Origin of the sequence: Streptacidiphilus sp. ASG 303 (genome assembly GCF_020991365.1) — a bacterium.
In the GTDB taxonomy this organism is placed as follows: Bacteria; Actinomycetota; Actinomycetes; order Streptomycetales; family Streptomycetaceae; genus Peterkaempfera.
In genome coordinates, this window is sequence record NZ_JAJLRA010000010.1 from 22,229 (window position 1) to 45,566 (window position 23,338).

19 protein-coding genes and 1 pseudogene are annotated in these 23,338 nt (G+C 78.3%); 10 read left to right on the plus strand and 10 right to left on the minus strand.

The window, feature by feature from the left end:
• Positions 1–31 precede the first annotated feature (31 nt).
• A complete protein-coding gene (locus LO771_RS15250) occupies positions 32–934 on the minus strand; it encodes a hypothetical protein (protein ID WP_230652655.1) in 903 nt (300 codons plus the stop codon).
• Positions 935–1,082: 148 nt separating this feature from the next.
• Complete coding sequence (locus LO771_RS15255; RefSeq protein ID WP_230652919.1) at positions 1,083–2,600, minus strand: hypothetical protein; 1,518 nt, start codon at positions 2,598–2,600, stop codon at positions 1,083–1,085.
• 305 nt (positions 2,601–2,905) lie between these two features.
• On the opposite strand from LO771_RS15255, the gene LO771_RS15260 reads away from it, so the two are divergent.
• Complete coding sequence (locus LO771_RS15260) at positions 2,906–3,268, plus strand: four-helix bundle copper-binding protein (RefSeq protein WP_230652657.1); 363 nt, start codon at positions 2,906–2,908, stop codon at positions 3,266–3,268.
• Between the two features lie 423 nt (positions 3,269–3,691).
• Here LO771_RS15260 and LO771_RS15265 read toward each other — a convergent pair whose 3' ends face one another.
• Complete coding sequence (locus LO771_RS15265; RefSeq protein WP_230652659.1) at positions 3,692–3,925, minus strand: hypothetical protein; 234 nt, start codon at positions 3,923–3,925, stop codon at positions 3,692–3,694.
• A 158-nt stretch (positions 3,926–4,083) separates the two neighbouring features.
• Between LO771_RS15265 and LO771_RS15270 the strand changes: the two genes are divergently transcribed.
• The 4 genes from LO771_RS15270 (at position 4,084) to LO771_RS15285 (ending at position 7,979) form a co-directional block, all read left to right on the plus strand.
• Positions 4,084–4,860 carry a LamB/YcsF family protein gene (locus LO771_RS15270; protein WP_230652661.1) on the plus strand — a complete coding sequence of 259 codons (777 nt, stop codon included), beginning with the start codon at positions 4,084–4,086 and terminating at the stop codon, positions 4,858–4,860.
• A gap of 172 nt (positions 4,861–5,032) precedes the next feature.
• Positions 5,033–5,686 carry an allophanate hydrolase subunit 1 gene (locus tag LO771_RS15275; RefSeq protein WP_230652663.1) on the plus strand — a complete coding sequence of 218 codons (654 nt, stop codon included), beginning with the start codon at positions 5,033–5,035 and terminating at the stop codon, positions 5,684–5,686.
• A gap of 95 nt (positions 5,687–5,781) precedes the next feature.
• The gene (locus tag LO771_RS15280) at positions 5,782–6,660 is read left to right on the plus strand and encodes a biotin-dependent carboxyltransferase family protein (RefSeq protein WP_230652921.1); all 879 of its coding nucleotides are present in this window, start codon (positions 5,782–5,784) and stop codon (positions 6,658–6,660) included.
• A 224-nt stretch (positions 6,661–6,884) separates the two neighbouring features.
• On the plus strand, positions 6,885–7,979 hold the full coding sequence (locus LO771_RS15285) for an exo-alpha-sialidase (RefSeq protein WP_230652665.1): 1,095 nt from the start codon (positions 6,885–6,887) through the stop codon (positions 7,977–7,979).
• A 565-nt stretch (positions 7,980–8,544) separates the two neighbouring features.
• Here the strand turns inward: LO771_RS15285 and LO771_RS15290 are convergent.
• Positions 8,545–9,655: pseudogene (locus tag LO771_RS15290) on the minus strand (glycosyltransferase family 4 protein); the annotation flags it as partial.
• Between the two features lie 195 nt (positions 9,656–9,850).
• On the opposite strand from LO771_RS15290, the gene LO771_RS15295 reads away from it, so the two are divergent.
• Positions 9,851–11,428, plus strand: coding sequence for a TerD family protein (locus tag LO771_RS15295; protein WP_230652667.1), 1,578 nt, complete (start codon positions 9,851–9,853; stop codon positions 11,426–11,428).
• A gap of 87 nt (positions 11,429–11,515) precedes the next feature.
• On the opposite strand, the gene LO771_RS15300 is transcribed toward LO771_RS15295, so the two are convergent.
• Together LO771_RS15300 and LO771_RS15305 are read right to left on the minus strand one after the other, a co-directional pair.
• Complete coding sequence (locus LO771_RS15300; protein WP_230652669.1) at positions 11,516–12,505, minus strand: ABC transporter permease; 990 nt, start codon at positions 12,503–12,505, stop codon at positions 11,516–11,518.
• 487 nt (positions 12,506–12,992) lie between these two features.
• Entirely contained in the window at positions 12,993–13,550 is a 558-nt protein-coding gene (locus LO771_RS15305) for a transglycosylase SLT domain-containing protein (protein ID WP_230652671.1), read from the minus strand.
• A gap of 270 nt (positions 13,551–13,820) precedes the next feature.
• Here LO771_RS15305 and LO771_RS15310 point away from each other — a divergent pair, with 270 nt between their 5' ends.
• Positions 13,821–14,375 (plus strand): TetR/AcrR family transcriptional regulator, encoded by a 555-nt coding sequence (locus LO771_RS15310; RefSeq protein ID WP_230652673.1) that lies wholly within the window; start codon positions 13,821–13,823, stop codon positions 14,373–14,375.
• Positions 14,376–14,543: 168 nt separating this feature from the next.
• Here the strand turns inward: LO771_RS15310 and LO771_RS15315 are convergent, their stop codons facing one another.
• On the minus strand, positions 14,544–16,034 hold the full coding sequence (locus LO771_RS15315) for a HEAT repeat domain-containing protein (protein WP_230652675.1): 1,491 nt from the start codon (positions 16,032–16,034) through the stop codon (positions 14,544–14,546).
• Between the two features lie 349 nt (positions 16,035–16,383).
• Here LO771_RS15315 and LO771_RS15320 point away from each other — a divergent pair, with 349 nt between their 5' ends.
• The gene (locus LO771_RS15320) at positions 16,384–17,553 is read left to right on the plus strand and encodes a SpoIIE family protein phosphatase (RefSeq protein ID WP_230652677.1); all 1,170 of its coding nucleotides are present in this window, start codon (positions 16,384–16,386) and stop codon (positions 17,551–17,553) included.
• Positions 17,554–17,872: 319 nt separating this feature from the next.
• Here LO771_RS15320 and LO771_RS15325 read toward each other — a convergent pair whose 3' ends face one another.
• Positions 17,873–19,342, minus strand: coding sequence for a hypothetical protein (locus LO771_RS15325; protein ID WP_230652679.1), 1,470 nt, complete (start codon positions 19,340–19,342; stop codon positions 17,873–17,875).
• Between the two features lie 430 nt (positions 19,343–19,772).
• Here LO771_RS15325 and LO771_RS15330 point away from each other — a divergent pair, with 430 nt between their 5' ends.
• The gene (locus tag LO771_RS15330; protein ID WP_230652681.1) at positions 19,773–20,945 is read left to right on the plus strand and encodes an aminoglycoside phosphotransferase family protein; all 1,173 of its coding nucleotides are present in this window, start codon (positions 19,773–19,775) and stop codon (positions 20,943–20,945) included.
• Between the two features lie 134 nt (positions 20,946–21,079).
• On the opposite strand, the gene LO771_RS15335 is transcribed toward LO771_RS15330, so the two are convergent.
• Together LO771_RS15335 and LO771_RS15340 are read right to left on the minus strand one after the other, a co-directional pair.
• On the minus strand, positions 21,080–21,574 hold the full coding sequence (locus LO771_RS15335; RefSeq protein WP_230652683.1) for a hypothetical protein: 495 nt from the start codon (positions 21,572–21,574) through the stop codon (positions 21,080–21,082).
• 120 nt (positions 21,575–21,694) lie between these two features.
• Positions 21,695–21,946 carry a DUF397 domain-containing protein gene (locus LO771_RS15340; RefSeq protein WP_230652685.1) on the minus strand — a complete coding sequence of 84 codons (252 nt, stop codon included), beginning with the start codon at positions 21,944–21,946 and terminating at the stop codon, positions 21,695–21,697.
• A gap of 349 nt (positions 21,947–22,295) precedes the next feature.
• On the opposite strand from LO771_RS15340, the gene dhaK reads away from it, so the two are divergent.
• Positions 22,296–23,288, plus strand: coding sequence for a dihydroxyacetone kinase subunit DhaK (dhaK, locus tag LO771_RS15345; protein ID WP_230652687.1), 993 nt, complete (start codon positions 22,296–22,298; stop codon positions 23,286–23,288).
• Positions 23,289–23,338: the final 50 nt, after the last annotated feature.

Below are 23,338 nucleotides of genomic sequence, written 5' to 3' on the forward strand. Positions count from 1 at the left end.
GTGCCGGGCCGGGGGCGGCCCGGCACCGGGGTCAGAGGTTGTGGAAGGGCAGGCCGGCGTCGGCGACGAGCTCCTCGGACTCGTCGGCGGGCAGCAGGGTGGCGGTGCCGTCGGTGACGGGGACGACGCCGAGGTCGAGCAGTTCGGCCATGGCGGCGCTCCCGGCCAGGTCGCGGACCTGGAGCTGGTAGCGGGCGGTGGTGCGGTAGGTGCCGCCGGAGTCGTCGGACGCCTTCTGGAGGAAGCCGGAGTCGACGAGGAAGGCGACGGCCTTGCCGACGATGCCGGTGGTGGAGCCGGAGAGGCGGCGGGCGTCCTTGGTGGCGCCGGTGGCGCTGCGGCGCGCCCACACCCGCCAGGCCGCCTCCAGGCCGGGGGCGTCGCTCGCGGGGTCGGTGTTGGCGCCGTCGGCGGCGGCCTGCTCCTCCAGGCGGCGGCAGGCCTGGCGGACGAAGGCGTCGACGCCGTTGACGCTGATCCGGCCGATGTAGCCGTCGTCGGCGAGGTCCTCGGGACGGGGGAAGGCCAGGGCGGCGACGGCGAGGTGCGCGAGGCCGTGGAGGAAGCGGTCGGTGGACTCCGAGGCGGCGCGGCGGGAGTAGTCGCCCATCCGGACGGCGAAGACGGAGTCCTCGGCGGCGGCGACCGCCATGCCGGCCCGGGGCGACACCTCCAGGACGACCAGCCCGAGGCCGGTGGCGACCGCGTCGGCGAGGCGGGCGAAGGGCGGGTCCTCGCGGTAGCGGCGGACCAGCTCGCCGTACTCGGCGTCGCGGGCGGGGAGCAGCTTGGGCTGGATGCCGAAGGAGACCAGGCGGGAGGCGTCGGCGACGTCGCCCGGGGTGAGGGCCGCCGCGCGGTCGGCGCCGCGGCCGGCCTCGCCGGGGCCCGGGTCGGTCGCGAAGGGGACGCCGTCGTCGGCGGACGTGGTCACGGGCGGTGCTCCTGGCGGGTGGCTGCGGGTACGGGGCGGGCCGGCGCGGGGCGGGCGGCACCGGCGGGGCTCGGGGCCGGACGGGCCGGGGACGGGGAGGGCGCCGCGGACGGGGGGAGGGCCGCTGGCGGGGAGGGCGTCGGGGACGTCATCCGGCCTCCGCACGCTCGGCCGCCATGCCGGCGGAGTCCAGCAGGGCGCTGCCGACGACGAGGTCGGCGCCGCCGAACTCGGGGTCCCGCAGGGGGGTGCCGTCGTCGACGGCGAAGAGCAGCCGCCCCTCCCCCTGCCGGTAGGCCGTGCCGACCGGCGGGCTCGCGGCGTGCACGGCCAGCAGCGCCACCAGGTAGGGCAGCTCGGGGTCCTGGCGGCGGGCGTCGGCGAGCAGGCCGGAGAGCCGGCGGGGCGCGTCGGCGGGCAGGTCGAGCAGGTGCAGGGCGGCCTCGAGCTGCTCCTCGGAGAAGCGGCTGTCGTCCGGGGTGGCGACCAGGTCGGGCTCGGGCAGCTCGGCGCCGAGGTGCTCGCGCTCGGGCGGCGGGGTGAGCAGCAGGTCGACGAGGTCGGCGACGCGGACGGCGGACGGGGTGCGCAGGCCGGCGCCGCGGGCGAAGAAGGCGTCCGTGGGGCGGGTGGCCCGCTCGACGGGGAGCGGGAGGAGCGGGGCGAGGAGCTGGCCGTAGAGGTCGATGCCGGAGCGGGCGGCGGGGGCGGCGAAGGCCTGGCGGTCCTGCTCGGCGCGGAAGAGCGGCCCGGCCTCCAGCAGCCGGGTCTGGAGCTGGGTGTGGCGGCGGATGCAGTCCTGGACGATGTCGACCAGCTCGGCGGCGCGGCGCTTGTGCTCGGGGTCCTCGGACTCGTCGCGGGCACGGCGGATGTTGGTGAGGATCGCGTTCTCGTGGCGGTAGCGGTCGGCGACGTGGTCGAGCGCCTCGGCGATCATGTCGGGGACGGCGACCGCCCAGTCCACCGCCCGGACGTTGCGCCGGGTGGCCTCCAGGGCGCGGCGCAGCGTCTCGGCGTACTGGACCGTGCGGTAGCGGGCCTGCTCGGCTGCGAGCTGCGCGTCGGCGAGGCGGCCCCGGCGGATGAGGACCTCCAGCTTGACCTCGGCGGCGATCTGGGCGGAGGTGACGTCGGTGTCGAGGGCGCCGACGAGGACGTTGACGGCCTCGTCGGTGGTGCGCAGGTAGACGCCGCCGTCGGGGCCGGGCACCTCCTCGACCAGCTTGAAGTCGTAGTCGCGGCGGACGTAGGAGCCGTCGGGGCCGAAGGTGCCGTAGACGGCGCGGAAGCCGCGGTCGACGCTGCCGACGTTGATCAGCGACTCCAGGACCCAGCGGGCCACGCGCTCGTGCTCGGCGGCGGGGCGGCCCGGGTTCTGCGCGGCGACGCGGGGCAGCATCCGGGCCAGGACCAGCTCGCGGTCGGCGCCGGTGTCGAAGTCCATGTGGAGGGTGACCAGGTCGATCGCGGCGAGGCCGACCTCGGCCATGGCGTAGGCGGAGTACTCGCCGGCCAGGTTGACCTTGCGGGCGTCCAGGTCGTGGAGCGGGGCGGTGCAGGCCAGCGCCTTGAGCCGCCGGGCGAGGCCCTCGTCGGCGGCGGGGCCGGGCGCGGGCCGGGCCGCCCCCGGCGCGGAGGGGGCCGCGGGCACGGTCGGCCGCACCCGTGAGGGGGCGGCGGTGTGGTCGGCGGTGCTGGTCACGGGGGTCAAGACTAGAGGGAGGGACTGACAACGTCCCAAACGCCCCGAATGGGCGCCGCCGGGGCGCCCCGGGGCCCTGCACCACCCCTCCCCGCCCGGCCCTGCACCACCCCTCCCCGCCCGGCCCTGCACCACCCCTCCCCGCCCGGCCCTGCACCACCCCTCCCCGCCCGGCCCTCCCGCGTTGCCGCGGCGGTCCGGCGGACGTAGGACGGAAGCACCCGGAGCCGCGAGGAAGCGGCTCCCCCGTGCGCCCAGGAGGCGTCATGCAGCAGACCGGCGGGATGGCCAGGATGAGCAAGGAGATGCAGGAGTGCGTGGACGCGTGCCTCGCGTGCCACAGCATGTGCGAGGAGACCATGAGCTACTGCCTGCAGCAGGGCGGGCGGATGGACGCGCGCATCATGCGCGCCCTCATGGACTGCACGGACATGACGCGGATGTGCGCCGACATGATGATGCGCCGGTCCCCGCTGGCCGCCGAGGTGAGCGCGATGTGCGCCAAGGCGTGCGAGATGTGCGCCGAGGCGTGTCGCAGCGTGCCGGACGACCAGCAGCTCGCCCGGTGCGCCGAGGCGGCCGCCCGCTGCGCCGAGAAGTGCCGCGCGATGACGGGCGTCCGCGCCTGACGCGGTGAGGGACCCGGCGCGGCGGGTGCGCCGGCCGGGCCGCGGCGGCCGGGGACGGACGGGTTCCGCCCCCGGCCGCAGTCGTGCGGGCGGGCACGGGCAGGATCGGGGCCCGACGGTGCGGTCCCGCGCCGGGCTGCGCGGGTCCGCCAGGCGGGCCGCTGTCGCCGTCCGGCAGGAGCGCCGTGCCGTCGGCGGCGGCTAGCACGTCGAGGACGACCGCCGGGTACGGCTCGTGGCCGCGCAGCAGCCCGACCGCGTCGCGGAGGGCGGCCGTCGCGGGGGCGTCGGGGGTGTTGAAGGACGACGCGCGGAAGGCGGGCGCGTAGCCGGTGGCGACGCGGGTTCCTCCGGCGGCGGGACGGCCGGCTCCATCCCTGACCGTACGTCAGGGGCGCCGCTGGGCACCGGTCCCGCGGCGGATCACACCCGGTGGTGCAGGTCCCCGGCGAGGGCGCGGATCCAGCGGTCGAGCTCCTCGCGGTGGTGGGGCTGCCCGCCGCACAGGGCGGCCACCTGCGCGTCGGTGAGCCGGTCGGGACCGGCCTCCTCCAGCAGGCGGGCGACCTCGCCGAGCACCGCGGCGAGGCGCTGGGCGTCGGTGTGGTCGACCATGACGGCCTCGTGGTGGCGGCTGATGGTGACGGAACCGGGCATCGCGTCCTCCTTGCGGCCCCCCGGGATCGGCCCCTGTTCCACCGTACCCGCGTTCCCGCCCGCCCGCGGGCGGGCCGCGGCGGCCTACGATCAGGGCAGGGGGACGGTGCGGAGGCACCGGACGGTACGGGGACGGCGCGGGGCGGGAGGCGGCTGGCATGGCGGACGCGGTGATCGACCTGAACGCGGACCTCGGCGAGGGGTTCGGCCGCTGGACCCTGACCGAGGACGAGGCGCTGCTGTCCGTGGTGACCAGCGCCAACGTCGCCTGCGGCTTCCACGCGGGCGACCCCTCGACGATGCGCCGGGTGTGCGGCTGGGCCGCCGAGCGGGGGGTGCGGATCGGGGCGCAGGTCTCGTACCACGACCTGGCGGGCTTCGGACGGCGGGCGATGGAGGTGCCGCCGGAGGAGCTGGCGGACGAGATCGCCTACCAGATCGGCGCCCTGGAGATGTTCGCCCGCGCGGCGGGCTCCCGGGTCTCGTACGTCAAGCCGCACGGCGCGCTGTACAACCGGGTGGTGGCCGACGCCGAGCAGGCGGCCGCCGTGGTGGCGGGCGTGGCGCGGGCCGGGGCGCTGTGCGGCGGCCCGCTGCCCGTGCTGGGGCTGCCCGGTTCGGAGCTGCTGAAGGCGGCGGGCGGTGCCGGGCTGCCGGTGGTGGCCGAGGCGTTCGCCGACCGCGCGTACACGGCAGCGGGCACCCTCGTGCCGCGCCGGGACGCGGGGGCGGTGGTGCACGACGCCGAGGCGGTGCTGGTGCGGGCGGTGGAGATGGCGCGCGAGGGCCGGGTGACGGCGGTGACCGGGGAGGCCGTGCGGGTCCGGGCGCGCTCGCTGTGCGTGCACGGCGACACGCCCGGTGCGGCGGACCTGGCGGTGCGGCTGCGGGAGGCGCTGGTGGGGGCGGGCGTCCGGGTGGAGGCGTTCACGTGAGGCGGGAGCGGCCCGCCGGGGGCGCGGGCGGGCCCGCGGGCAGGGAGTGAGGAGGCCGGTGGTGGCCGGGGAGCACGGGCCGGGAGCGGCGCACGGGCGGGAGCGGGGCGGCGCCGGAGCGGGCGGGACGCGGCAGGCGGGACTGGGGGAGGCAGGGCTGCGGGTGCGGCCGGTGGGACGCCGGGCACTGCTCCTGGAGGTGGACTCCACCGAACGGGTGACGGCCTGGCACGCCGAGCTGCTGCGGCGGCGCGCGGCCGGCCGGCTCCCGGCGGACGCGGAGATCGTGCCGGCGGCGTGCACGGTGCTGCTGGACGGCCTGGCCGACGCCGCCGCCCTCGCCGCCGAGCTGACCGGCTGGCGGGTGCCGCCGGCCGGGACCGGCGGGGGGCCGCTGCTGGAGGTGCGGACGGTGTACGACGGGGCGGACCTGGCGGAGGTGGCGGCGCTGTGGGGCGTCGCCGTGGAGGAGGCGGTGCGCATCCACTCCTCGGTCGAGTACCGGGTCGCGTTCTGCGGGTTCGCCCCCGGCTTCGGCTACCTCACGGGACTGCCGGAGCGCTGGTCGGTGCCGCGGCGGGCGACGCCGCGGACCAGCGTGCCGGCGGGCTCGGTGGCGGTGGCGGGCCCGTACACCGGCGTGTACCCGCAGGCGTCGCCCGGTGGGTGGCGGCTGCTGGGGCGCACCGGCCTGCGCCTGTGGGACCCGGGGCGGCAGCCGGCGGCGCTGCTGGCGCCGGGGACGCGGGTGCGGTTCGTCCCGGCGGATCCCGGGGCTGCGGGCACGGGTGCGGACGCGGGTGCGGACGCGGGGGGCCCGGCGTGAACGGCCCGGCGGGCGGCGCGGGGGCGCGGGACGGGGCGCCCGGGGGCGCGGCGCTCGGGGACGGGGAGTGCGGCGGCGGGGAGCGGCGCGCACGGGTGCTGGAGGTGGTGCGGCCCGGCCCGCTGACCACCGTGCAGGACGCGGGCCGCCGCGGGGTGGCGCACCTGGGCGTGCCGCGCGCCGGGGCGCTGGACCAGGCCGCCTACCGGGCCGCGAACCGGCTCGTGGGCAACCGCGGGGACGCCGCCGTGCTGGAGACCACGCTCGGCGGGGTGGCGGTGCGCGGGTCGGTCCCGCTGGTCGCCGCCGTCACTGGCGCCCCGGCTGCGGTGGCCGTGGACGGCCGGCCCGTGCCGTGGGGCACGGCGGTGGCGGTGCCCGCGGGCGCGGTCCTGGAGGTGGGGGCCGCCACGCACGGGGTGCGCAGCTACGTGGCCTTCGCCGGCGGCCTCGCGGTGCCGCCGGTGCTGGGCAGCAGGTCGGCAGACCTGCTGGCGGGCCTGGGCCCGGCCCCGCTCGCGGCGGGCGACCGGCTGCCGCTGGGCGAGGCGGCCGGGGCGGCGCCCCGGGCCGAGGCCGTCCCGCTGCCGGCCCCGCCGGCGGAGCTGGTGCTGCACCTGCTGCCGGGGCCCCGCGCGGACTGGTTCGCGCCGGGCACGGCGGCCCTGCTCGGCCGGGCCCGGTACCGGGTGGCGGCCCGCAGCAACCGGGTTGCCCTGCGCACCGAGGGGCCGCCGCTGGAACGGACGCGCGGCGGGGAGCTGCCCAGCGAGGGGATGGTGCTGGGGGCCGTGCAGGTGCCGCCGGACGGGCTGCCGGTGGTGTTCCTGGCCGACCACCCCACCACGGGCGGCTACCCGGTGGTGGGGGTGGTGCCGGAGGAGGACCTGGGGGCGGCGGCGCAGGCGGCGCCGGGGACCCCGCTGCGGTTCGTGCCGGTGGGCTTCGGGCCGGCGGGTCCCGGGGCGGCGTAGCCGGGGCGGCGGGCCGCCCCGGTACGGAAACGCGCCGGTACGGAGCCGGGCGGCACGCCCGGCCCGGCGGGGCTGCGGGCGCGCGTCGGACTGCCGTGCGCCCGCCGGACCGGGCGTCGGGGCGCGGCGGGACGGCACCTGTCAGTGGTCGGGTGCACACTCCCGGTGGGGCTGCCGTGCGGGACCGGCCGGCGCGGGCCTCCACTCGAGACGAGGTGCGGAGCATGGCCGAGGTACTGCTGGCGGTGGGGACGCAGAAGGGGCTCTTCCTGGGGCGGAGCCGGGACCGGCGGACGTGGGACTTCACCGGTCCCCACTTCGCGATGAATGCCGTCTACTCGGTCGGCGTCGACCGGCGCGGCGCCCGTCCGCGCATCCTGGTGGGGGCCGACAGCTCGCACTGGGGCCCGTCGGTGTGGTGGTCCGACGACCTCGGGGGGACGTGGCAGGAGCCCTCCTCCCCCGCGGTCCGGTTCCCCGAGTACACCAAGGCGTCGCTGGAGCGGGTCTGGCAGCTGGTCCCGGCGGGCGAGGACGCCCCGGGCGTGGTGTACGCGGGGACGCAGCCGGGCGCGCTCTTCCGCTCGGAGGACCACGGGGAGTCGTTCTCCCTGGTGGAGCCGCTGTGGGACCACCCGCAGCGGGAGCAGTGGGAGGCGGGCTTCGGCGGACAGGCCGTGCACACCGTCCTCACCGACCCGCGCGACGCGGACGCCCTGACGGTGGCGGTCTCCACGGGCGGCGTGTACCGGTCGGCGGACGGCGGGCGGAGCTGGTCGCCGTCCAACGCCGGCGTCCGGGCGGCCTTCCTGCCGGAGGGGTCGCAGTTCCCGGAGTTCGGGCAGTGCGTGCACAAGGTCGCGCGGGACGCGCAGGACCCGGACCGCCTGTACCTGCAGAACCACGGCGGGGTCTACCGGAGCGACGACGGGGGTGCCGTCTGGGAGGCTGTCGACAAGGGGCTTCCGGCCTCCTTCGGCTTCACGGTGGCGGCGCACCCGCACCGGGGCGGGACGGCCTACGTCTTCCCGCTGACCGCCGACTACCGGCGTCTGCCCCCGGACCTGCGCTGCCGGGTGTTCCGCACCCAGGACGCGGGCGGCAGCTGGGAGGCCCTCTCCGCCGGGCTGCCGCAGGAGGACCACTACGGCGTGGTGCTGCGGGACGCGATGTCCGTCGACGACGCCGACCCGGCGGGCGTGTACTTCGGCAACCGCAACGGGGAGGTGTACGGGAGCGCCGACGAGGGCGAGAGCTGGTCCCTGCTGGCCTCGCACCTGCCGGACGTGCTGTGCGTGCGGGCCGTCGCGATCGGCTGAGACGAGCTACGGGCCCCTCCCTCCGGATCGGCGTGCCGGACGGAGGGGAGGTGCCGCAGGGCGGCCCGGCGGGCCGGGCCGGGCACCAGCCGGACGGGGTGGTGCCCGGCCGCCGGGCGGCCGGCGCCGCGCCGGCGGAGCACGGTGCGCGGGCCGCCCGGGACGGGGGTGGCGGAGGCGGCGGTCCGCACGGTCCGCGGGCCGGACGCGCCGCAGGTCATCGGGGCCTCTCCTCACGAGCCGCGACCGGCACGGCGGGGGCCGTCGCCGCGGGGGCCGCAGACGTGCCCGGGACGCCCGGGGCATCCGGCACGTCCGGGACGTCCGGCGCTGTGCGGGTCTGCGGGGAGCGGGGGGACGGGACGCGCGCGGCAGGGGGCGCCTCCGACGCGGCGGACCGGCCGGTCGCGGCCGCGGCGGCGGGCCCGTCCGGTGAAGGGGCGGTGACCGGGGGAGGACCGGCGGGCCGGGGGACAGCCGGCACGGTGACGGCGGGTACGGACGGGGCGGACACGAGCCCGGCGGGCACGGGCCCGGCGGGCACGGACGCGGCGGGCGGGAGGCCCAGGACCTCGCCGTAGTGGCGGAGCAGTTCGTCCCCCACCGCCTCCCAGGTGCGGGCGGCCACCTCCGCACGGCCCGCACGCCCGTACGCGGCCCGGGTCGCAGGGTCCGCCGCGAGCCGGGCGACGGCCTCGGTGACGGCCTGCGGGTCCCGGGGGCGGACCAGCAGGCCGGTGCGGCGGTGGGCCACCAGGTCGAGGGGGCCGCCGGCGGCGGGGGCGACCACGGGGACGCCGCTGGCCATGGCCTCCTGCACGGTCTGGCAGAAGGTCTCCAGCGGGCCGGTGTGCACGAACAGGTCGAGGGCGGCGAAGCAGCGGGCGAGGTCGTCCCCGGTGCGCCGCCCGAGGAAGGCGGCGCCCGGGAGCGCCCGGCGCAGGGCCGGCTCGCTGGGGCCGTCCCCGATGACGACGACGCGCACGCCGGGCAGCCGGCACACCCCGGCGAGCAGGTCGACCCGCTTCTCCGGCGCGAGCCTGCCGACGTAGCCGACGAGGACCTCGCCGCCGGGGGCGAGCGCGCGGCGCAGGGCCGGGTCGCGGTGGCGGGGGTGGAAGCGGCCGGAGTCGACCCCGCGCGGCCACAGGTGGACCCGGGGGACGCCGTGCGCGGCGAGTTCCTGGGCGGCCGGGGTGGAGGGGGCGAGGGTCCGGGCGGCGGCGCCGTGGACGGAGCGGATGCGGCGCCAGGCCAGGGCCTCCCCGAGGCCGCGGCCGGCATGGTAGGCGCGGGCGTAGCCGGCCAGGTCCGTCTGGTAGGCGGCGACCGCCGGCAGGCCCAGCCGCCGGGCGGCGGCCATGGCCCGCGCACCGAGCACGAAGGGGCTCGCCAGGTGGACGAGGTCGGGACGGTGGACGGCGAGGACGGCCTCCAGCGGAGCGCCGGGCAGGGCGACCCGGACCTGGGGGTAGCCGGGCAGCGGCACGGAGGGGACGCGGACCACGGGGCAGGGGTCGTCGGCGGCGGCCCGCCCGCCGCCCCGCGCGGGGGCGGGGGTGACGACGAGGGGCCGGTGGCCGCGGCGCACGAGGTGCTCGGCGGTGCGCAGCACGGTGTGGGAGACGCCGTTGACCTCAGGGGGGGAAGGACTCGGTGACGATGGCGACGCGCATGTCCCGGTTGTGTCCGGGCAGGGCGTGGGCGCGGCCAAGGGGATCTTTCCCGGGGGCGAACGTCGTATGAGCGTTCGCCCCCGGGGCGGGGATAGGCTGGGCCGGGCGGCGGCCCGGGGACGCCGGCCAGGGGTTCCGGCCCCGGGGCGACCGCTCCGGGGCACCCGCTCCGGGGGCGTCGGCGGAGGGACGGTCATGCTGGTCGGCAAGGGTGAGAACACGCCGCTCACGGCGGCCGCCGTGCGGGTGGTGCTGAGCTGGCGGCCCGGTGCGGGCGTGCCGGACGCGGACGCCTCCGCGCTGCTGCTGAGCGGCGGCAGGGTGCGGAGCGACGCCGACTTCGTCTTCTACAACCAGCCGCGGGACGCCTCCGGCGCGGTCCGGCACGAGGGGAAGCGGCAGACCCCGGAGGGCACCGCCGACACCCTCGCCGTGGACCTCGCCGCACTGGACCCCGCGGTGGAGACGGTGGTGCTGGCGGCCTCCAGCGACGGCGGTCCGTTCGGCGCGCTGCCGGGGCTGCGGCTGTCGGTGCAGGACGCCGCGGGCGGCAGCGAGCTGGTGCGGTTCGAGGACACGGGGGCCACCACGGAGACGGCCTTCGTCCTGGGCGAGCTGTACCGGCGGGGCGGGGAGTGGAAGTTCCGCGCGGTCGGACAGGGCTACGACTCCGGCCTGGCGGGGCTCGCCACCGAGTACGGCATCCGGGTCGACGAGGAGCCGGGGACCGGCACACCGGCGTCCGGCCCGGCCGCCCCTCCCCCGGCGCCCGCCGCCGCACCGTATGCGCCGCCTTCGCAGGCCGCCCCGTACCCGCCGCAGGCCGCGCCGCCGCCTCCGCAGACCGCCCCGTACCCGCCGCAGCAGCCGCCCGCGCCCCAGGCGTTCCCGCCGGGCCAGGCGTTCCCGCCGGGCACGCCGCCGCCCGCCCCGTACCCCTCCGCCCCGCAGCCGCCCGCCCCCTACCCCGGCGGCCCGTACCCCGGCGGCCAGCACCCCGCCCCGCCCCACCCCTCCGGTCCGTCCGCGCCGACGCCGTACGGGGCACCGCAGCCGCCCCCGTACGTCCCGGCGCCGCCGCCGGGCGCGCCCGGCGGCCCCTCCCCAGCGCCCGCCGCGGGCGGCGCGGCGCCGACCCGGCTGTCGCTGACCAAGGACGCCCCCGCGGTGTCGCTGACGAAGCACGCCGCAGGCGGCGGCGCGATGCGGGTCAACCTGAACTGGCAGGCCCGGGGCGGTCAGGCCGGCACGGGCGGGGGCTGGCTGCGCAAGCTGGCGGGGGCCGGCGCCCCCGGCGCCGGCCGGGACCTCGACCTCGCCTGCCTCTGGGAGCTCCAGGACGGCACCAAGGGCATCGTGCAGGCGGTCGGCCGCACCTTCGGCGACCTGTACGCGCCGCCGTACGTGTTCCTCGACAACGACGACCGCACCGGCGCCGCTGCGGGCGGCGAGAACCTGTGGATCAACCTGGACTTCGCCCAGCGGTTCCGGCGGCTGCTGGTCTTCGCCTTCGTCTACGGCGGGGCGGGCAGCTTCCAGGGGCTGGACGCGGTGGCGACGCTGTACCCGGCGTCCGGCCTGCCCGTCGAGGTGCGGCTGGACGAGTGCGGCTTCCCCGCGGTCGGGTGCGCGATCGCCGTGATCGAGAACGTCGGCGGGGAGCTGGTGGTGCGCCGCGAGGGCCGGTACTTCCAGCGGTCGGCGGTCTCCATCCAGCGGATGGTGGACGACGCGTACGGCTGGGGCCTGACCTGGACCCGCAGCTCGAAGTGACTCCGGCTCAGGACGCCGGGACCGGCGGCGCCCCGTGCGGGGAGGCCGCCGGACCGGGCGTCCGGGCCGCGCAGGGCTGCGTCGGGATCAGGCGGTCTCGCCCTTCCGGCGGTGGCGGTGCACCGCGGCCGGCCGCCCGCGCTGCGCGGCGTGGACGATGCCCGACGACACGGCGATCCGGTCGAGGGTGAAGACCCCGCCCACGCAGACCAGCAGCCACACGCCGAGGACGACCAGGCCGCTGCCGACCCCGTCGTGGTGGAAGTAGGCCAGCCCGTCGAGGGCGCGCACCCCCACCCCGGGGGGCATGACCGAGGCCATCGGCTGGAGCCAGCCGGGCAGGAACGAGGGGGGCAGGACCCCTCCGCTGGTCGCGTTGCCCATCACCAGCATGAAGATCGACCCGAGCGGCACCCCGAGCGCCCCGAAGACACGGATCAGGAGGACGGTGGCCGCCCCGACCGCCCCGGACATCAGGGCCACGACGGCGGCGATCCCCAGGAAGGGGCCGGGGATCGCGTCGAAGACCGTGTGCGCGATGAGCGAGGTGGCGAGGCCGCCGACCACGGCGAAGATCCCGAGGCTGGCCATCCGCTGGCGGAACGACAGGCGGGGCGCCACCTGGTAGGTCATCTGCCCGAACAGGAACCCGGCGAGGGCCAGGCCGAAGGAGGCGTAGAAGACCGAGAGGCCGCGGCTGTCGCCGCCGGACAGCGGGAGGACGTCCTCGGTGTGCACCTTCCCGCCCGCGCCCTGCAGGGTGTGGCCGAGCGGCGCGACCAGCGCTTGGACGGCGAGCCCGTTGGCGCCGGCGAAGAGCACCCGGCGGGTGCCGCCGTGCTCGATGTACGCGGCGTAGACCCTGCGGTGGAACAGGGCGGAGCGCGCGCTGCCCTCGTCCGCGTAGCGCTCCACCTGGAAGGCGTCGGGCTCCATGCGCTGGAGCCCGACGTCGAACAGGGCGGCGCCCTGGTCGGAGGCCACGACGGCGACCGGCAGCCGGTGCGCCTTCGGGGTGTGGAAGGCGGCGAGGAAGACGCCGACGAAGACGAGGCCCACCGTCAGCACCGTGACCACCGGGCGCAGCACGGCCGCGGGGCCGGTCAGGCCCGGGCGGACCGGCGCCGCGTCGGGGGGGGACGGGCGCGGGGCTGTCCGGGGTCCCGGCGGGCGGCGGAGGGACGGCGTGGGACAGGCCGTCGCCGGAGAGGTCGTCGCGGGACGGGTCCGCGGGGAGCAGGTCCGTCCGAAGCGGCTCGGCGTCGAGGGAGTCTGCGTCGAAGGAACCGGCGGGGAACGGGTCCGCGGGGAACGGCTCGGCGTCGAGGGGGTCGCCGGGGAACGGGTCGCCGGGGCCTTCCGGGCCGGGCCGGGCCGGACCGCCGGGGGCCGGGTCCGACGGGGAGGGGCCGGGGCCTCCGGAGCCGAACCAGTCGACGACGGACCCGCCGGAGTAGGCGAGGAGGTCGGGCAGCAGCGGCATGGGCAGGGTCGGGGCGGGGCGGTCGCCGGAGGGGTCGCGGCCGTCGTGCATGGGGCTCCTTCGAGGAGTGCGGAGGCGTCGTCAGTACCAGTGGTGGGTCCGCCAGAAGGCCCAGGCGCCGCACGGGCTCCCGTACCGGCCGTTCATGTAGGAGAGGCCCCAGCGGATCTGGGTGGCCGGATCGGTCCGCCAGTCGCCGCCCGCCGAGGCCATCTTGGATCCCGGCAGGGCCTGGACCAGGCCGTAGGCGCCGGAGGAGGGGTTGACCGCGGTGGGGTCCCAACCGCTCTCGCGCTCGACGATCGCGGAGAAGCACAGGAACCGGGACCCGCCGCCGACGATCCGCAGTGCCGTCAGACGCGGGGACGCCGGGGCGGCGGACCGTCCGTGCCGGTCGGCCCGGGGGACGCGGGGACGCGCGCGGTCGTGGGAGAGGGCCGCCAGGTGGGCGTGGTGGGAGGCGTGGGCGAGGTGCGCCGTGTGCGGCGGGTGCGTCGCGCTCACGGGGACGGCGGCGCGGGGTGCGGCCTCCGACGCGTGCGCCGGGGACGCCGAGGCGACCATCGCGGCCACGAGGAGTGCGGCGGCGGCCGAGACCGCGAGGGCGGCACGCCGGGTGAGGGTTCGCAGGATGTCCATGGCCTTCCTCCTGGGGACGCGGTGCTTCGGGCATCAAGTCATCAAGTGTTGTCATCAATTGATGACAAAGAAAGGCCCCCTTCTCCCGCCGCCGGCCGCAGACCGCGCGGCTCCACCCCCTCTGAGCTGCGAGGATGACGACGGCGCGCTCCGTATTCCGGATGCCGGCGTGAGAAGGGTCATGTCACACGGAGCCGGCGCGGCCCCCGTGGTCTCCTGGTCGGGCAGGGGGAGAGCGGGAAGAGCACACGACGACACCGAGGAGATGCCGTGGGACAGGAGCCGACCGGACGCAGCCGTGACGCGGCCCGCACCAGGGAGCGGCTGCTGCGGGCCGCCCGCGAACTCATGGCCGAACGGGGCTTCGACCGCACGACGGTCCGGGACATCGGGGAGCGGGCCGGGGTCGATCCGGCACTGATCGCCCGCTACTACGGGGGGAAGGCGGCGCTCTGCGTGGCCGCGCTGCGGGCCGAGTCCGAGGAGTCGCCGCCGGCCGACCTGCTGGACGAGGAGCGGATGCTGGAGCTGCTCGACCGCGTCGGCAGGCACGGGCCCGGGCCGGTCTTCCGGTGCGCGGTGCAGCCGAGCGGGGACTCCGCCCTGGACACGGCGGCCCGCGCGGAGCTGGACCTGCGGATGGTGGCACCGCTGCGGGACGCCTACCGCCGCGACGGCGTCGAAGGTGCGCAGCTCAGGGCGGAGGTGGCGACGGCGGCGTTCATCGGGGTCACCCTCGCGCGCCGGGCCGGGCTCCTCGGCGAACTCGCGGCGGCGGACACCGGCGTCCTGGCGGAGCTGCTGCAGGAGCTGCTGCGCCCCTGACCGGACGCGCCCCGCGGCCGGACCGGCAACCGGACCCGCGGCCGGACCGGTGGGCCCCGGGGCCCACCGGGGCGCCGGGGCCCACCGGGGCGCCGGGGCCGGGACGGGGAACGGAGGTCAGCGGGGCGCGGGGGTCAGCCAGGCGCGGAGGTCAGCGGGGCGCGGAGGTCAGCGGGGCGCGGAGGTCAGGCGGCCGCGGACCGCCGCGTGCACCTCGGCCTCCTCGGCCGGGTCGGCGGCCAGGCGGCGCAGCCGCTCCAGGACCCGGGCGTCCCCCGTGGTGGCGACGTGGCGGGCGGCGAGCTCGCGGGTGGACTCCTCGCAGTCCCAGAGGCACTCCACCGCCGGACCGGCCGGGAAGTACGGGTCGGTGGCGGCCAGGGCGCGGGCGGCCCGCCCGCGCAGCTGCGAGGAGACGGTCTCCGCGTACACGTACCGCAGCGCCGCGACGGCGCCGGCCGCGCCGAGCCGTCCGGCGCCGTCGACCAGGCAGCCGAGACCGTCGCCGTCGGCGCCGCGGGCGGCGATCCAGCGGCGCAGGGCGTCGGTCACCAGCGGGGCGTCGCGCTCGTCGCCGGCGTCGGCGAGGAGCCGGGCGGCGGCCTCCCCGAGGGCGCTGTCGGCGCCGCCGGTGGCCGGGTCGGCCCAGCGGCGGGCGTGGCCGACGGCGGCGGGGCCGCGCATCAGGCCGACGAGTTCCAGCGCCGCCTCGACGATCCTCCGGTCCGGGTCGACGGCGGCGAGTTCGACGAGGTCCGGCACGGCAGGGTCGTCGCGGTCGAGGAGGTGGCGCAGGGCGGCGCGGCGGGCGCCCTCGGCACCGCAGCGGGCGGCGTCCACCAGCAGCGGGCGGTCGTCGGGGCCCGCGACGGCGGCGAGACAGCGGGCCGCGGCCGCCGCGCGGCGGCGCACGGCGTCGCGCGCGGGGACGGCCGGGTCGTCCTCGGCGGCGCGGTCGGCCCAGGCGAGGACCTCGGCGGCGCCCCAGCCGGGGGCGGCCGAGGTCCGGTTCAGCTGGCGCTGCCACAGGTCGAAGGGGGCCTGTTCCCCCGCGGCTGCGATCCGGGGGTGGGCGGCGGCCCACAGCCGCCACGGGCGCGGCTCGTAGGCGTCGCGGACGGCGGCGCGCAGCGCGGCGTCGCCCTCGGGACCGGCGGGGAAGCGGTCGAGGACGGCCGGGGCGAGGCGCATCAGGGCGGCGTCGTCGTCGCGCAGGGCGAGTTCGTCGAGGGCCCAGGCCCAGTTGGCGCCGGAGGCGGTGTAGCGCCGCAGCAGGCCCAGGGCGTCGCGGCGCCCGTAGGCGGCGAGGTGGCCGAGGACGGACAGGGCGAGGCCGGTGCGGGACTCGTCGGGGCCGGACCCGGCACCGCCGGTGCCGGCGGCGGGGACGCCGGTGCCGCCGGCGGCGAGGTCCTCGGGGTGGAAGAGGTGGGCCTCGATGCCGTCCAGGGGCGCCTCCAGCTCGGAGTAGAGGCGTGCGTAGTACAGCGACCGGCTCTCGGTCCGCCAGTCGCGGCGGGGGTCGCACGTGACACACGCGTCCAGGGCGGCGAGGGCGTCCGGCCGCTCGGCCGCCAGCGCGTGCAGGGTGCCGTCCCCGCGGCCCCGCTGCAGCAGGCCGAGAAGGGTCGCACTGGGCGCTATGTCGGGCTCGAACATGAGGTCAGCATCCGTTGCGGCGGTCCTGGTGGCAACGGGATTTCCGCTGCCGGGGCCCCGGGCGGGCCGGCGGACGGGGCCGGGACCCGGCCTGGGCCGGAAGCACCGAAGGGTACCGTTCGCGGGGCTTGTCCGCACACAGGGCCGCCGCCGCCGGGGGTGCGGGACCGCCGGAGGACAGGGGGGCGCGCAAGGCCGCAGGGCGGGGCGCACGAGGGCGGCGCAAGCCCCCGAGCTCCGGCATATGCCCCGGGAACATCGCCGGAGTCGGCCGAAACCCTTACGGGCGGTGGCTCTCTGTGTCAGAGTCGTCACCGCTCCCCCAGTCCGCCGACCCGTGGGAACCCTCATGCATCCCGCTGCGCACCCGGACAGCACGGCCACCCCGAGGAACGGCGCCCGCCCGGAGGCCCCGCCGGCCGCGACCGGCCTGGCCGAGTGGAACCTGGCCACCGACGAGGTGCTGTGGTCGCCCGAGGTGTTCGCGCTCTTCGGACGGGACCGGGACGCCGGCGCGCTCACCCTCGACCAGCTGCCCGCCCAGCTCCTGCCCGAGGACCAGCTCCCCCTCCAGGGCATGGTCACCGCCGCACTGGTCGACGGCCGCGCCCTGGTCGGCGAGTTCCGCGTCGTCCGCCCGGACGGGACGGTGCGCGCCGTCCGCTGCAGCGGCGGCCCGGTGATGGGCGGCGACGGGCACGCGGAGACGCTCCGGCTCTCCCTGCGCGACCTCGGCGGACCGAACGGACCGGGCTCCCCCGGTGGACCCGGCGGCGTACGCGGCCGCGGCGAGGCCCGCAGCCGGCCCCCGGCCGCCCCCGCCACCGCCCCCGCTCCGGGGCCGGGCCCGTCAGCCCCGCCGGAGCTCGCGGTGCGGGGCCCCGCCGACGACGGGGACGGCTGGGAGGACGCGTTCCCCCTGCCGGGCGGGGGCGCCCTGCTCGCCCTGGGCGGACCCGCCGGGCCCGCCGCGGGCGGCGGCAGCGGACCGGCCGTGCTGCGCGACGCGCTGCGCGGCATGGCGATGACCGGCGCCGGACCCGCACGGATGCTGCGTCTGCTGGACCGGATGCTGCCGCAGTGCGGCTCCGGCGGCCCCGTCGCGGCGCTCTGCTGCCGGTACGAGGCCGGGGAGCTCGGGAGGCCGGCGGTCCTGACGTGGGCGCAGGCCGGGCTGCGGGGTCCGCTCGTCCTCCGCGGCGGCGCGGCGCTGCGGCTCCCGGCCGGCTCCGACCGCGGACGGCCGCTGGGCGGACCGTCCGGGGGTGGGCACGGGGCGGGCCGGACGGAACTGCGGCGGGGGGACGTGGTGCTCTGCTGGACCGGCGGTCCGGACGGCGCCGACGGCCCGGAGGGCGGCGTGCCGGACCCGGCAGACCTGGCGGACGTCCTGGGCCCGCGGGTCGCGGGGGCGGGCAGCGCGGCGGAGTGCGCCGACCTCGCCCTGGGGCTGCTGCGGTCGGCGGCGGGAGGGCGGCCCGGCGCGGCTCTGCGGCTGGCCGTGCTGCGGGTGGGCTGAGCCCGGATCGGGTCGGGTCAGGTCCGGCCGGCGCTCGCCAGGGTCGGCGGGCCCGGGCGCGGTGCCCCCCCCGGAAGCGGGGCGGAGGCAGGTCCGGCACGTCGGGGAGGCGGCCCCGGAGGCGTCGTCCTCCCCCTGCCCTCCCGGCCCCCGGCCCTCCCGGCCGCTGCTCCTCCCGGCCCTTGTTCCCGGCGGTCCCGCCGCTCCTCCGCCCCTCCGCCGTCGCGCCGGCCCTCCGCCGCACCCCGGCGGGGCGGCGGGTGCGCCGGCGGGCCGCAGCCCGCGGAGGCGGCCCGGAGGGCCCGGCGACCCGGAGGGCTCACACAATCTGGCGCCGCTGCTGCGGCACGGCGAGCCGGATCTGCTCGCGCAGGTCGGCGACCTCCGGCAGGCCCTTGTAGCGCTGGGTCAGCCGGTACATCTCGCGCAGCCGGTCCCACGTGCGGTGCGAGGAGGTGTCGCGGATCAGCGCGAGCGCCAGCTTGGCCTGCACGGCGGCCTCGTCCGGCTGCCCGGCGATCCAGTAGGCGGACGCCAGCGAGATGCGGTCGAAGGCGGTGGAGCGCTCCATCCCCTCCTTGGCCCGCAGGTGCAGCGCCATTCGGGCGTGGCGCTGGGCGAGGGGGGCCGCCTTCGGGTCGTGCTCGGCGAGGGTCCGGTAGACCAGCGCCTCCATGCCGTGGAGCTCCGCCTCGGTGAACAGCTGCATCCAGCTGGGGCCCGGCTCCCCCCGGTCGGCGGTGAACAGCTCCTCCGCCTCGCCCAGCACCCGGCGGGTGGCCTGGGAGCGGCCGAGCGACGCCTGCGCCCACGCCTCGATGGTCTGGAGCATGGCGCGGGTGCGCGGCAGGGTCTGCTCGCCGCTGCCGGACCGGGCGAGCCGCATGAGGTCCAGGGCGTCGTCGGCACGGCCGAGGTGCACCATCTGGCGCGCGGCCCGGGAGAGCGCCTCGCCGGCCCGGGGCTTGTCCCCGGCCTCGCGCGCGGCGTGCACGGCGATCACGAAGTACCGCTGGGCGGTGGGCTCCAGGCCCACGTCGTGGGACATCCAGCCGGCCAGGACCGCCAGGTTGGCGGCGACGATCCACAGCCGCTTCTCCAGCTCCCTGGGGTGGCGGAACGTCAGCATCCCGCCCACCTCGTTGAGCTGGCCGATCACGGCCTTGCGCTGGAGGCCGCCACCCCGGGAGGCGTCCCAGGCGCGGAACACCTCCACCGAGCGCTCCAGGGCCTCCACCTCGTCGGTGCCGACCGGGCCCGCCTCGTAGAGGTCCAGGGAGGACTCGGCGGCCGGGAGGACGGACCCCCGGCGGCCGGCGGGCCGGGGGACGGCGGGGGCGGCGGGCTCTCCGGTGAGCCAGCCGTGCAGGGAGTCGGTGATGACGGATCCGGTCGCGAGTGCCGCGCCCGCGCCCATCAAACCGCGTCGGTTGAGCATGAGGTCCATTCCCGTGAACTCGGTGAGGACCGCGGCCGTCTGCTCCGGCCTCCAGGGCATCCCGTTGTCGGATGCGCCCGGTCTGCTGCGCCGGTGCCGTTCCAGGCCGAGGTCATCGATGGTGACGACTCGGCCGAGCCGCTCGGTGAACAGGGCTGCCAGCACCCTGGGCACGGGATCGCGGGGGATCTCCCCCTGCTCGATCCAGCGCCGCACCCGCGAGGTGTCGGTGGACAGCTGCTGCTGTCCGAGGGCGGCACCCCGCCGGTTGACCATCCGGGCCAGTTCGCCCTTGGACCATCCGGTCAGGGCGAAGAGGTCGGCCAGTCGGGTGTTGGGTTCTCTGCTCACGTCAAGCCCCCAGGTTCCTCGGCATCTTCGACATTAACGGGGTGTCATGTGCCCCGCGACCATTCGCCAGGGTTCGCCAGGGTGCGCCAGATGGTGTGCCACCCGTCACCCGGTGTGATGTAGACATGCGCCACCCGACCACCGTCGGGAGCCGCCGCGGACCAGGGCCTTCCCCGCTCCGCGGCCGGCCTCCCGGTCCTCGCGGCGGAGGGGTGGCGCAGAGGGTGGCGCGAGGGCGCCGGACACGGCCGCACGCCGGGCGGCCGCCGCATTCCCCAGGGTGCGGCGGCAGCGCGGCGGAGCCTCCTCCGCGGTCCGTGTCCGGCGCCCTGGCGCCACCCCGTCCGCCACCCCAGTCCGCCACCCCCGGCCGCCGTCCCGGCCGGGACCGGTGGCCGAGCCGGCCCGCAGGAAGGGACCCACCGCCCCCATGTACCCCTCAGCCACCGTCACATCCCCCTCACCCCTGCGCGCCCCCGCGGCCCTGCGGCGCACGATCGGCGCCCCCGCCGCCCCGGCACGCGGGGGCCGCGTCCTTGATCCGCGCACGGCCGACCCGCGCGCCGCGGCGTCCGCCTACGCACCGCTGGCCGTCCGCAGGCCCGGCGCCCCCGCGGGGACGGCCCTGCTGCCCCGGCCCGGCGGGGACGCCGGCCTGCGGGGCCGGCCGCCCCAGCCCGCCGAGCGGCGCCCCGACACCGCCGCGCTGCAGACCCCCGCGGTCCGGGCCGCCATGGCCCACGTGACGCGGATATGCCCCGCCTTCACCCCGCGCCAGCTGCTGCGCGCCGACGACCGGCACATCCTGGTGGCGGGCACGGTCGGCCGCACGCCGGTGGTGGCCAAGTGCCTCACCCCGCGGGCGGAGCGCCACGACGAGGACATGCTGTGGGTGGAGGGCTTCCGGCACGAGGTCGCCGCCTACCGGTCCTTCGTGCGGCACCGGCCTCCGGTGCGGCTGCCGAAGCTGGTGGCCGCGGACCCGGACCGCTGCGTGCTGATCCTGGAGCGGGTGCCGGGCCGGACCGCGGCCCGCGAGCGCCACCCCGCCGACGCGCCGACCCCGGGCGAGGTGCGCGCCGTGCTGGGCGCGGTCCGGGCGCTGAACCTGTGGCGCCCGCCGTCCGGTTTCGACGCCCCACTGGACTACCCGGTGGAGATCGCCCGGTACCACGCGCTGGGCCTGCTCACCGACCGCGACGCCGGCGACCTGCAGCAGCTCCTGCACGGTCTGGCGCACACCCCGGCGCAGTTCTGCCACGGCGACGCCCTGCTGTCGAACGTGCTGCTCGCCCCGTCGGGCCCGGTGCTCGTCGACTGGGAGCGGGCGGGCTGGTACCTGCCGGGCTACGACCTGGCGGTGCTGTGGAGCGTCCTGTCCGGCGACACGGCCGCCCGCCGCCAGATCAGCCAGCTGGCGCAGGCCTCCGGCACGGTGGTGCGGGACGCCTTCCTGGTGAACCTGATCCTGGTGCTCATGCGGGAGATCCGGATGCACGACGTGCCGGGGGCGGGCGAGGAGCAGCGCATCCTCATCCGGCGGCTGCACGACGACGCGTCCCTGGCGCGCCGGGCGGTACGGGCGGCCGTCGGGACCCGCTGACCCGCCTGCGCCCGCCGGACGGGGCGGCGGGCGCGGACGGGTCGGGCGCGGGCGGGTCGGGGCGGCCGTGCGGGGGCACGGCACCCCGCGCCGGCGGTGGCGCGGCGGGGGGGTGCCCCGGGGGCCCCGGGGGGTCAGCCCTGCTGGAACATGTCGGCCGGCAGCGGCTTGAGCAGCTGGTACAGGTCGTCGGAGATGGGGCGGTCCCAGGAGGCGATGGTGACCTGGACGCCGTCGCTGCGGCCGAACTGGGCGCAGGCGACACGCCCTTCGCTGACCTTCACCTTCCGCACGATCAGCAGGTCGTCGCCGAGCATCACCGGGAAGTCCTCGCTGGAGACCACGCTGACCGGCTCGTCGTTCTCCAGGGCCGCGAGCAGCTGGCGGACCTCGAACGGCACGCCGTCCTCGGGGTCGCGCGCCGGGGAGCCCTCCGGGAGGTTGCCGATCAGCATGGCGGGGCCGCGGCCGCCGAACAGGTCGTAGCGCAGGAAGATCCCCTGGCAGGTGCCGTCGGCGCCCGCCAGGATGGCGGCGCCGAAGTGGCCGGGCCAGTCGCCCGGGTCCATCGCGAGCACGTCGAAGTCCGGGCCCGCGGGGGTGCCGGAGCGGCGGCGGAGAAACGGCATGGGGACATCGTACGGGGCCGCCCGGAGCGGCCGTGCAGCCGTACCGGCGCGGCCCGCCGCCGTCGGCGCCCCGCCTCCCGGCCGCACGCCTCGGGGGGCGGCCGGGAGGCGGGGCGGGGCTCAGGTGAGGTCGAACTCGCCGTCGCGCGCGCCGAGCACGAAGGCGCGCCACTCGGCGGGGGTGAAGACCAGCGACGGACCGTCCGGGTTGCGGCCGTCCCGCATCGCGATGTACCCCTCCACGAAGGCGATCTGCACGTCGCCGACCCCCTGGCTGCTGGAGAGCCACTCCGCCCCGCTGAGGTCGAGCCGCGGCTTGCGCCCGTCCGCCGGAACCCCTGCCGCCAGGACCTCTGCGCTGTCACCCGACACGTCCCTGCTCCTCCCGCCGTCGTCCGCGATGGCCAGCGTAGCCAGAGCGGCGGCGGCGCAGCAGGCCTTTGCGCGGAGACCACCCTCCGCGGCGGGGCGGCGGCGGTACCGGCCCGCGGCGGGGCGGCGGCCGGGCCTCCGCACGGGGACGGGCCGCCGGAGGCCGCGCCGGGCCGCGCCACCGCACGGCCCCGCAGCGGTTGCGGCGCCCCCGGGGGCGCGGGGACGCTGGGAGCCGGGCCCTCCCGGCGGTTCCGGAGCGGCCCGCGCTTTGCGAGAGTGGTGAGGAGCGGTCGCAGCCCCGACGGGGCGGCCGGCCGGTGCCCGCGCGGCACGAGAGGAGCCGGCGATGAAGAAGCTGATCAACGCCCCGGACCAGGTGGTCCCGGACGCCCTGCGCGGACTGGCCGCCGCCCACCCCGAGCTCGCCGTGGACGTGGCCGCCCGCACCGTCGTCCGCCGCGACGCGCCGGTCGCGGGCAAGGTCGGCCTGGTCTCCGGCGGCGGCACCGGCCACGAGCCGCTGCACGCGGGCTTCGTCGGACCGGGGATGCTGGACGCCGCCTGTCCCGGCGAGGTGTTCACCTCCCCCGTGCCCGACCAGATGGCGGCCGCGACCCGCGCGGTCGACGGCGGCGCGGGCGTGCTGCACATCGTGAAGAACTACACCGGCGACGTGCTCAACTTCCGGATGGCCGCCGAGCTCTGCGAGGACGAGGGCGTGGAGGTCCGGCAGGTCGTGGTCGACGACGACGTGGCCGTCACCGACAGCCTGTACACGGCGGGGCGGCGCGGCACGGGCGCCACCGTGTTCGTGGAGAAGCTGGCGGGCGCGGCCGCCGACACCGGCGCGCCGCTCGCCGAGGTGGCGGCGGTGGCCCGGCGGGTCGACGCGTGCTCCCGCAGCTTCGGGGTCGCCCTCACGGCCTGCACCACGCCGGCGAAGGGCACCCCCACCTTCGACCTGCCGGCGGACGAGCTGGAGCTCGGCATCGGCATCCACGGGGAGCCCGGCCGGGAGCGGCGTCCGATGATGTCCGCCCGGGAGATCGCCGAGGCCGTCCTGGACGCGGTGCTGGCCGACCTCCCGCCGGGCGGCCCGGTGCTGGCCCTGGTCAACGGCATGGGCGCCACCCCGCTCCTGGAGCTGTACGTGCTGTACGGGGAGGTGGACCGCATCCTGCGGGAGCGCGGCGTGGAGGTCGCGCGCTGCCTGGTGGGGAACTACGTGACCAGCCTGGACATGGCGGGCTGCTCGGTCACGCTGTGCCGGGCCGACGACGCGCTGCTGCGGCTGTGGGACGCCCCCGTGCGCACGCCCGCGCTGCGCTGGGGGTGCTGACCACGGCGGGCCGGTCGCGCCGGGCCGGTCCCGCCGCGCCCGGGCGGAGG

Coding starts and splice junctions, on each gene's coding strand:
- dhaK (WP_230652687.1), top strand. CDS start 22,296: ATGAAGAAGCTGATCAACGCCCCGGACCAGGTGGTCCCGGACGCCCTG.
- LO771_RS15305 (WP_230652671.1), bottom strand. CDS start 13,550: ATGGACATCCTGCGAACCCTCACCCGGCGTGCCGCCCTCGCGGTCTCG.
- LO771_RS15315 (WP_230652675.1), bottom strand. CDS start 16,034: ATGTTCGAGCCCGACATAGCGCCCAGTGCGACCCTTCTCGGCCTGCTG.
- LO771_RS15265 (WP_230652659.1), bottom strand. CDS start 3,925: ATGCCCGGTTCCGTCACCATCAGCCGCCACCACGAGGCCGTCATGGTC.
- LO771_RS15335 (WP_230652683.1), bottom strand. CDS start 21,574: ATGCCGTTTCTCCGCCGCCGCTCCGGCACCCCCGCGGGCCCGGACTTC.
- LO771_RS15320 (WP_230652677.1), top strand. CDS start 16,384: ATGCATCCCGCTGCGCACCCGGACAGCACGGCCACCCCGAGGAACGGC.
- LO771_RS15260 (WP_230652657.1), top strand. CDS start 2,906: ATGCAGCAGACCGGCGGGATGGCCAGGATGAGCAAGGAGATGCAGGAG.
- LO771_RS15270 (WP_230652661.1), top strand. CDS start 4,084: ATGGCGGACGCGGTGATCGACCTGAACGCGGACCTCGGCGAGGGGTTC.
- LO771_RS15285 (WP_230652665.1), top strand. CDS start 6,885: ATGGCCGAGGTACTGCTGGCGGTGGGGACGCAGAAGGGGCTCTTCCTG.
- LO771_RS15295 (WP_230652667.1), top strand. CDS start 9,851: ATGCTGGTCGGCAAGGGTGAGAACACGCCGCTCACGGCGGCCGCCGTG.
- LO771_RS15330 (WP_230652681.1), top strand. CDS start 19,773: ATGTACCCCTCAGCCACCGTCACATCCCCCTCACCCCTGCGCGCCCCC.